The 1,160-nt window shown below is 60.5% G+C and carries 1 protein-coding gene; it reads right to left on the reverse strand.

Translation table 11 applies throughout. The annotated features are described in order from the left end of the window. Positions 1-1,160 (reverse strand): elongation factor Tu (gene tuf / locus HMPREF2886_RS02970; RefSeq protein WP_017001851.1); only part of this gene is annotated, 1,160 nt, incomplete at both ends.

The following is a 1,160-nucleotide window of genomic DNA, read 5'->3' on the forward strand; positions in this document are numbered from 1 at the left end:
TCGATGATCTTGGCAACCACGCCGGCACCAACGGTACGGCCGCCTTCGCGGATCGCGAAGCGCAGGCCATCTTCCATGGCGATCGGAGCGATCAGGGTGACAACCATCTTGATGTTGTCGCCCGGCATTACCATCTCTACGCCTTCCGGCAGCTCGCAGTTACCGGTCACGTCGGTGGTACGGAAGTAGAACTGCGGACGGTAGCCCTTGAAGAACGGGGTGTGACGACCACCTTCTTCCTTGGACAGCACGTACACTTCGCACTCGAACTTGGTGTGCGGCTTGATGGTGCCCGGCTTGGCCAGAACCTGGCCACGCTCTACGTCTTCACGCTTGGTGCCGCGCAGCAGGATACCGACGTTCTCACCAGCACGACCTTCGTCGAGCAGCTTGCGGAACATTTCAACGCCGGTGCAGGTGGTCTTGGTGGTCGCCTTGATGCCGACGATTTCCACTTCTTCCTGGACCTTGATGATGCCGCGCTCTACACGACCGGTTACCACGGTACCGCGGCCGGAGATCGAGAAGACGTCTTCGATCGGCATCAGGAACGGCTGGTCGATGGCACGAACCGGCTCCGGAATGTAGGAGTCCAGGGTCTCTACCAGCTTCTGCACGGCGCTTACGCCGATACCGTTGTCATCCTTGCCTTCCAGCGCCATCAGCGCGGAACCGATGATGATCGGAGTGTCGTCGCCCGGGAAGTCGTAGGTGTTCAGCAGATCGCGAACTTCCATCTCGACCAGTTCCAGCAGCTCGGCGTCGTCGACCATGTCGGCCTTGTTCAGGAACACGACGATGTAGGGAACGCCTACCTGGCGGGACAGCAGGATGTGCTCGCGGGTCTGCGGCATGGGGCCGTCGGCAGCAGAGCAAACCAGGATCGCGCCGTCCATCTGGGCAGCACCGGTGATCATGTTCTTCACGTAGTCGGCGTGACCGGGGCAGTCAACGTGAGCGTAGTGACGAACAGCGGAATCGTATTCAACGTGCGAGGTGTTGATGGTGATACCGCGGGCCTTTTCTTCCGGCGCGTTGTCGATCTGATCGAAAGCACGAGCGGAACCACCCCAGGTGTCCGAGCAGACCTTGGTCAGTGCAGCGGTCAGAGTGGTCTTGCCATGGTCAACGTGACCGATGGTGCCGACGTTGACGTGCGG

It is taken from the genome of Pseudomonas sp. HMSC066A08, from assembly GCF_001813025.1.
GTDB lineage: Bacteria > Pseudomonadota > Gammaproteobacteria > Pseudomonadales > Pseudomonadaceae > Pseudomonas > Pseudomonas aeruginosa.